Genomic DNA, 7,857 nt, shown 5'->3' with positions numbered 1-7,857 from the left:
TGTTGATGGAAATACAATCTTAGATGCAAATGGAGGTAGTTTTGCTGCCGATTTAAATTTAGTAAATGGTGCAACAATTGATGTTTCTGCAAACAGTACAGTAACTTTATTAACACTTAATCAATCAAATATTACATCTTCTGCAAATACTGCTTTATCAGGAACTGTAAAAAGCAAAGGTAATTTTACAATAAATTCTTCTGCAAATCTTGATGTTACAGCAGCAATTATTGGTGTACATCAAATTACCAAAGAAGGTTCAGGAATAACACAACTAAACAATACAAACACTGGTTTTACAGGAGATATTGTTGTGAGTACAGGAGATTTACAAGCAAAAGTAGAAGCTGCATTAGGTACTTCATCAAAAGTAACTGTAAAAACAAATGGTACTTTAACTATTGATGTAAGCAATGCTATTGATGTTAAAACAGCGCTTTACACTGAAGGAGGAGCACAGTTGGTGTTAAATCAAGACATCACAATTAGTGAGTGGTATATTGATGGTGTTGTACAATCAATCGGACAATATGATGCAACTTCAAACGCATCAATTATAAGTGGTTCTGGTAAAATAATAATAGGTAGACCTAGCGAATTTAATTTTCTTGGCGGAAATTGGGATGATGCAAACAATTATTCACCAGCATTATTACCAGAAGCAGGAGAAAAAGTAATTGTAGATGGTGTAACTATTGAAGCACAAAGCGCGCCTTTTGCTGCAGATATGATGGTACAAAACGGAGGAGCTATTCGTTTAAGAAGAGCAAATTCTATCTGCGAAGGAACTGTTACTATGCAAAATGGAACAAATATACAATACGCAACAAGTGGTACAGGTTTCTATTTAAATGCAGATATTAAACTAGAAGGCGATATTTCGTTATTTATGAATAGTTCTAATTCAGCAGGTAGTACAATGCAATTGCCTGGAACTTTTTTTGGAAATCAAAAAATTACTGTAAGAAATACAAGAGATGTTCCTTATACAGCTACTGCAGATTTAGGTGGAGATAATAGCAACTTTACAGGAACATGGGATTTAACCATAGAAGCTTATGATGCTGTTAATGGGGCTTCTGCAATTAAAGGTTCTGTAGAAAATGCATTTGGAAAAGGATTAATTGATTTAGCAGTTACCAATAAAGCGATATTTGATCACGCAAAATGTGCTGGAGATATTTTAAATATGAATATCGTAGGTGCTGCAACAGCAGTTTTAAATGCAGATGTTGTGGTGCATGAATTTACGTTAAACGGAACGCAACTTGCTAACGGAACTTACAATTCAACAACACACCCAAATTTACTTTCTGGTACAGGTTCAATTACTGTAGATGCGAGCTTAAGCATAAAAAACGAGGTAATTATACAAGGAGGGTTTTTAAAGATAAATGGTGCGTTAGAAAGCCTTGATATTTTTAACATTCTAGGAAAACGTGTACACAATGCTACATCAGTAAAACAAATAAACTTAGATTTTTTAAAACCTAGTATTTACATTGTTCGTTATAAAGTAGATGGTAAAATAGGTTCATTTAAATTTTATAAAAATTAGAGTTTATAGATATTAAAAACTAAAAAAAATGAAATCAATATTTTTTAAAATAAGTTTAATTATTCTTATTTGTTGCAACAGTATAGCTACAAATGCACAAGTTACATTGCATACAATTGGCGATTCTACTATGGCTGATTATGACGAAAATACCACAGATAAAAGAGGTTGGGGTATGATGTTTCAACAGTTTTTTACTTCAGATGTTACTGTTAATAATCGTGCTAAAAGTGGTGCCAGTAGTAAAAGTTTTTACTTAGAAGCACCATATTGGTCAACAGTAAAACAACAAGTAAAAAATGGTGATTATGTTTTAATTCAGTTTGCACATAATGATGAAAAAAACGGAGGTTTAGATGGTGGAACTGATCCTAATAATCCAATAAATGGATCAGATTATAGAGGAACTTCTGCTCAAGGAACTTATAAAGAATATCTTAGAAAGTATATTGATGAAACTCGTGCCTTAGGAGCTACACCTATTTTAGCTACAGCAATGTGTAGAAAATACTTTAGTGGAAGTACAATTACGCGTAAAGGACGTCATGATTTAGGAGGAGATTTCAACCTTCCTGAATCCGATAAAACACACGATTATAGTTTTGCAATGGAAGAGGTTGCTACAGAAAAAAATGTACAATTAATCGATTTAACTTCTTTAACAAAAACGCTTTTAGAATCTTATGGTGATGCAGCTGCTACTGCTCAACTTTTTGTTTCTTCAGATTCTACACATCCAAATGCATTAGGAGCAACTTTAGTGGCGAGATTATGTGCACAAGAAATGACAAAACAAAGTATTTTAGATGCTTTTATAAATACGGCTACAGATCTTTTAATTAACCCAAGTAGTAGTGATTTTGGTGAGGCTTACACAGGGCAAGTACTTACCAAAGAACATACAATTACAGGTTTCGATTTGCAACCAGCATCAGGTAGTTTTACACTTTCTGTAAGTGATGGTTTTCAAATTGCAGCTAATAAAACAGATACCTTTGCATCTTCAATTACAATGGATTATGCAAATAGTAACCTTGAATTTTCAAAGTTTTATATCTCTGTATCACAATCAACTGGTGGTCAAAAAGATGGAACACTTACAGTTACTAATGGATCAATTACAAAAACAGTTCCTTTAACTGCTAGTTTTATCGAACTTACTGGTGGTGCAGAAGTAAATCTTTTGTGGGATTTATCTAAAGATGATAGTTATACATTAACAGGGCCTGCAACTGCATTAGATCAATCTCACACAGGTATGTATGTGCAAAGATACTCTGCACCAAATTCTAATACTACTTGGCCATTAGAAAGTGGTTATGATACAACAAGAAAAACACAAAGAAATTTATTAAATGGTGATGTTTGGCCAGCGGGTGATATTGATGAAGTATCAACACGTTACATTCAGTTTGGTATTTCAGCAAGTGAAAACACAGAATTAAATATCGATAAAATAAGTTTATATGTTGGTGGTGCAGGAGGAAGTGGTATGCGATGCCGAATTTCATATTCTAAAGACGATTTTGCAACAACTTCTGTATTGGAAGAGTTTCAAAGTATGACCTCAAATACCATGTACGCTGTTTCTAAAATACCAGTAATTAAGCTCGCTCATGGCGAAACTTTAAAATTACGTGTATATCCTTGGTATAAAAATGAAGCTAGTGGTAAAACCATCTGTTTAGCAGATGTTAACATACATGGAGTTGCTACTTCTGTACTTTCTATTGATAAACAAATAGAAAATAAGGTAAAATGGATAGTAGAAGATAATTTTATTAAAATTAAAAACGCACCTAAAGATGCAAAAGTTACAATTTATGATGTAACAGGTAGATTAATTCACAAATCAATGAATAAAAATAATGAGGAATTCATTTATATAAAATCTCCAGTAACTAAAGGAATTTACATCGGAAAAATAGAATCTAATAATACCACAAGAATAACAAAGTTTATGGTGCAATAAGTAATACAAAATCATAAAAATTTAAAAACCTCAACTTTAAAAGTTGAGGTTTGTTTTTTTTAAATTTAATAAATAGCAAAAAAAGCAGCTACTAAATTTAGAGATCTATTATAGAATAAAGTTAAATATTTTTTCAGTTTAAAGGCTACAGAAATGTGATTATTATAAGTTTCAATTAATCATAATTCTATGTTCTTACGGTTTTGTTATTTTTTTTTCTTAATTTTAAGAAAAGTAAATTCCCCCGTTTATGAAACTTAGTTCATTTAGCAATAAATCAATTACTTCAGCTAGTATTGCCATTACATACTTTGTAATCAGTTCTTTGTATATTATTTTTTCAGATAAATTTTTAACGTTCTTTTTTAAAGATAAACAATCTAACGATTTGTTAAATGAAATACAGTCTTATAAAGGACTTGTTTTTGTGCTACTTACCTCTTTACTTATTTATATTCTTCTAAAGAAAAGAGAGAAAATAACACTAAAACATATTTCAAGTCTCAAGAAAAGCCAAATACAATACCAAAATCTCTTTAAGAACATGTCTCATGGAGTAGTTTATGCAACTCCAAAAGGCATTGTTACTTCAGTAAACCAATCAACTTTAGACATTTTAGGCATCACAGAAAAAGAAATGCTTGGTAAGTCTATTTTTGATGACTCTTGGAAATCTGTTACTAAAGATGGAAAAATTTTAGTCGAAGAAGAAACACCAGCAAAAAAAGCCATAAGAAATAGGAAGCCAGAGCGTAACCATGTTGTTGGTGCTATAAATGTGAAAACAGGGCTTTACAAATGGTTAAAAGTAAATGTGGTACCAGAGTTTCAGAATGGAGATGAAGAGCCTTTTAGAGTTTGTATTACTATAGACGATATTACGCTATTAAAAAATTATCAAGATGAATTAGAAACATCAAAAAGGCAAATAGATGAAGCTCTTAAAAAAACTCAGTTTAGTGAGCTGTTATTAAAAGAGGCAAGTAAATTAACTAAAATTGGTGCATACGAGATATATGATGACAATAAAAAATCGTTCTTTTCTGATGAATTGTATGATTTTTTTGGAGTTTCTAAAGATGAAGAGTTTCCTGTAGATATAATTTTAAAAGTACTTTCACCAGAATTTTATGATTTGTTAATTAAAGGAGTTAAAAATTGCATTCAATTTGGTACTACTGTAGATGAAGAGTGTGAGTTAAGAATGCAAGGTGATAAACGCTTTTGGATTAGAACAATCATAAACCCAATCTACAATGAAAATAATAAAATTATTGGTAGAAGAGGAGTTTTACAAGACATTACAGAATATAAAAAGGCAAAAGAAAAGACTGTACAAAGTGAACAACGTTTTAAAGCGCTAGTGCAAGAAGGTTCTGAGTTGTTTGCCATAATTGACAAAGAAGGATACTATACTTACATGAGTCCTTCAAGCATCGCAATTATTGGGATACCACCAGAAGAGTTTGTAGGCAGAGATGCTTTTGAATTTCTTCACCAAGATGATATTGAAAAAGCTAAAGAGAGTCTAAAAAAAGTAGCGACTCAGAATAGTGTTGTTGTAGAAAATTATAGGGCAAAAAACCATAAAAACGAATGGAGGTGGGTTGAAACAACTTTAACTAACATGCTTAACAATGAGGCTGTAAATGGTATTGTAATCAATTCAAGAGATATTACAGACCAAGTTAATCAAGAAGAAAAATTAATCAAAGCCAAAGAAAAAGCAGAAGAAAATGAGCTTAAAATGAAAGAAGCTCAAAAACTCGCTAAATTAGGCAGTTGGTACTATGATGTTATTAATCAAGTATCTGAATGGTCTGAAGAAACTTATGAAATTTGGGGGTTTGATCCAGAAAAAAAATCAGTAGAATTTTTAGACCATCAAAAGAGAATTAGTCCAAAAGATTGGGAGTATTTTAATGCTGTAGTGGAAAACGCAACTGAAAAAGGAATTCCTTACAAAATGGAACTTGAACTTATTATGCCAGATAGTTCTAAGAAAATTGTTAACGCTATAGCGAAACCTGTTTTTAATGAAAATAGTCAAGTAATTGCCTTTAAAGGGACTACTCAGGATATTACAGAACGAAAAGAAATTGAAAATGAATTAAGAAACGCCAAAGAAAAAGCAGAGCAAGGTGAGTTTAACATGAATCAAGCTAGTAAGTTAGCTAAAATTGGGTATTGGTATTACGATGCTGCAACACAAAAGCTTAATTGGTCAGATTATATTTATCAATTATATAACTTAACACCAGAAGATGATATACCAAGTTATAAAGAAGCTAAGAGCTATTTTGATAGCCAATCTCAAGAAAAAATAACCAAAGCAAGTAAAGAACTCGATAAAAATGGTACTCCTTACAATTTAGAATTAAGAATGATTAATTCTGAAAATGAAGAAATTTGGGTAAGAAACGTTGTACATCCCGTTTATAATGATAAAAAGGAAATAATTGGTAAAAGAGGAATTATTCAAAATATTACAGAAGAAAAAAGCTTAAGAGAGTTAAATAATGATGTTGCTAAAATGGTTAAAATTGGCAGTTGGAGTGTTGATTTAGAAAAAAACACAGTTTTTTGGTCTCAACAAGTTCATGAAATTCATGAAACAGATTCAACAACTTATGCTCCTGATTTAGAAGAAGCTATCAATTTTTATAGAGAAGATTACCGAGAAATGGTTGCTAAAACTATTGAAAATTCGATAGTAAGCGGAGAAGTATGGGATTTTGAAGCAGTACTAGTAACTGCAAAGAAAAAGGAAATTTGGGTTCGTTCTAAAGGTAATGCTGAATTTATAAGTGGAGTATGTACACGTATTTATGGTAGTATTCAAGATATTGATAAGAGAAAACAATCTGAAAATAGATTAATTTCTTTATCACAAAACCTGCCTGGTATAATTCAAGAATATCATTTAAAGACTGATGGGAATAGTTTTTATAAAAACATTAGTGGAAAAGTAGAGGAAGTATGGGGATTTACTGTTAACGAAGTAATGGATAATAGGAACTTAATTAATAAACAGTTAGAAGCAGCAGGAAGTTTAGATTTGGTAACAAAAAGTATTCAAAAATCAATTCAAACAAAATCAAAATGGCAGTATCAGTATGAATATGTAATGCCAAAAACGGGTAAATTACGTACACACTTAACATTTGGTTCTCCTAGTTTTTTAGTTGATGGTACAGTTGTATTAAATTCAATAATTCTAGATGTTACCAATAATGTAAAAAATGAAGAATTACTAAAAGAAACATCTAAAATAGCGAGAATTGGTAGTTGGGAAATGGATTTGGTAAATCAAGAAGGAGATAACATGTATTGGTCTCCTATGATTAGAAATATTTTAGAAATAGATGAGCAGTACAATCCAACCTTAACAGGTGGTATTGAGTTTCATGTTGGAGAAAGTAAAGATAGAATTAAAAAGGCTTTAGAACTTTTAATTACTAAAGGTATAGAGTTTGACGAAGAAATTTTAATGGTAACTGCTACTGGTAAAGAATGTTGGACAAGGGCGATTGGTAAAAGTGAGGTGATCAATGGAAAAAGAACTAGAATTTACGGAAGTTATCAAGATATTCATGAGCAAAAGACGGCAGCTATAGAATTAGAAAAAAGTTTAAAAACACTAAAAGATTATAAATATTCCTTAGATCAGTCTGCTATAATTGTGTTTACAGACAAAAAAGGAACGATTACTTCTGTGAATGACAATTTTTGTAAAATATCAGGCTACAGCCAAAGTGAAATTATTGGAAAAACACATCGAGTAGTGAATGCGAATTACCATTCTAAAGCATTTTTTAAAGAATTGTGGGAAACCATAGCTTCAGGAAAAGTTTGGCGTGGAGAAGTTAAAAACAAAGCAAAAGACGGTTCTTATTATTGGGTAGATAGCACGATTGTACCTTTTTTAAATGAAAAAAACAAACCTAACCAATATTTAGCAATTCGTTTTGATGTCACTGAAAGAAAAAAGATAGAAGAGGAAAAAACTAGATTTCAAGAAACTTTAGAAAATAGTTTGAATGAAATATACATGTTCGATTCAGAAACATTTAAATTCAACTACGTTAATAAGGGTGCACAACAAAATTTAGGATATACAAAAGAAGAACTAAAAAAATTAACACCATTAGATATAAAACCAGACTATACCTTGTCTGCTTTTAACAAATTAGTAGCACCATTAAAAAATAAGGTAAAAGATAAAATAGTATTTTTTACAAATCACAAAAGAAAAGACAGTAGTCTTTATCCTGTAGAAATTCATTTAACTTTAGTAGAAGATCATGACTTTAAAAACTTTATAGCC

General features: G+C 30.9%; 3 protein-coding genes. All 3 read left to right on the top strand.

The window, feature by feature from the left end:
- On the top strand, positions 1 to 1,558 hold a 1,558-nt coding region (locus ACTG3S_RS12950), incomplete at its 5' end, for a hypothetical protein (RefSeq protein ID WP_439129761.1).
- Between the two features lie 28 nt (positions 1,559 to 1,586).
- Positions 1,587 to 3,530, top strand: a complete 1,944-nt coding sequence (locus tag ACTG3S_RS12945; RefSeq protein WP_439129760.1) for a GDSL-type esterase/lipase family protein — start codon at positions 1,587 to 1,589, stop codon at positions 3,528 to 3,530.
- A 250-nt stretch (positions 3,531 to 3,780) separates the two neighbouring features.
- A partial coding sequence (locus ACTG3S_RS12940; RefSeq protein WP_439129759.1) for a PAS domain S-box protein occupies positions 3,781 to 7,857 on the top strand: 4,077 nt, incomplete at its 3' end.

This window comes from Polaribacter sp. (genome assembly GCF_965656025.1).
Lineage (GTDB): Bacteria > Bacteroidota > Bacteroidia > Flavobacteriales > Flavobacteriaceae > Polaribacter.
The sequence above is the reverse complement of the archived record's forward strand: the minus strand, read 5'-3'. Positions and strand labels throughout refer to the sequence as shown.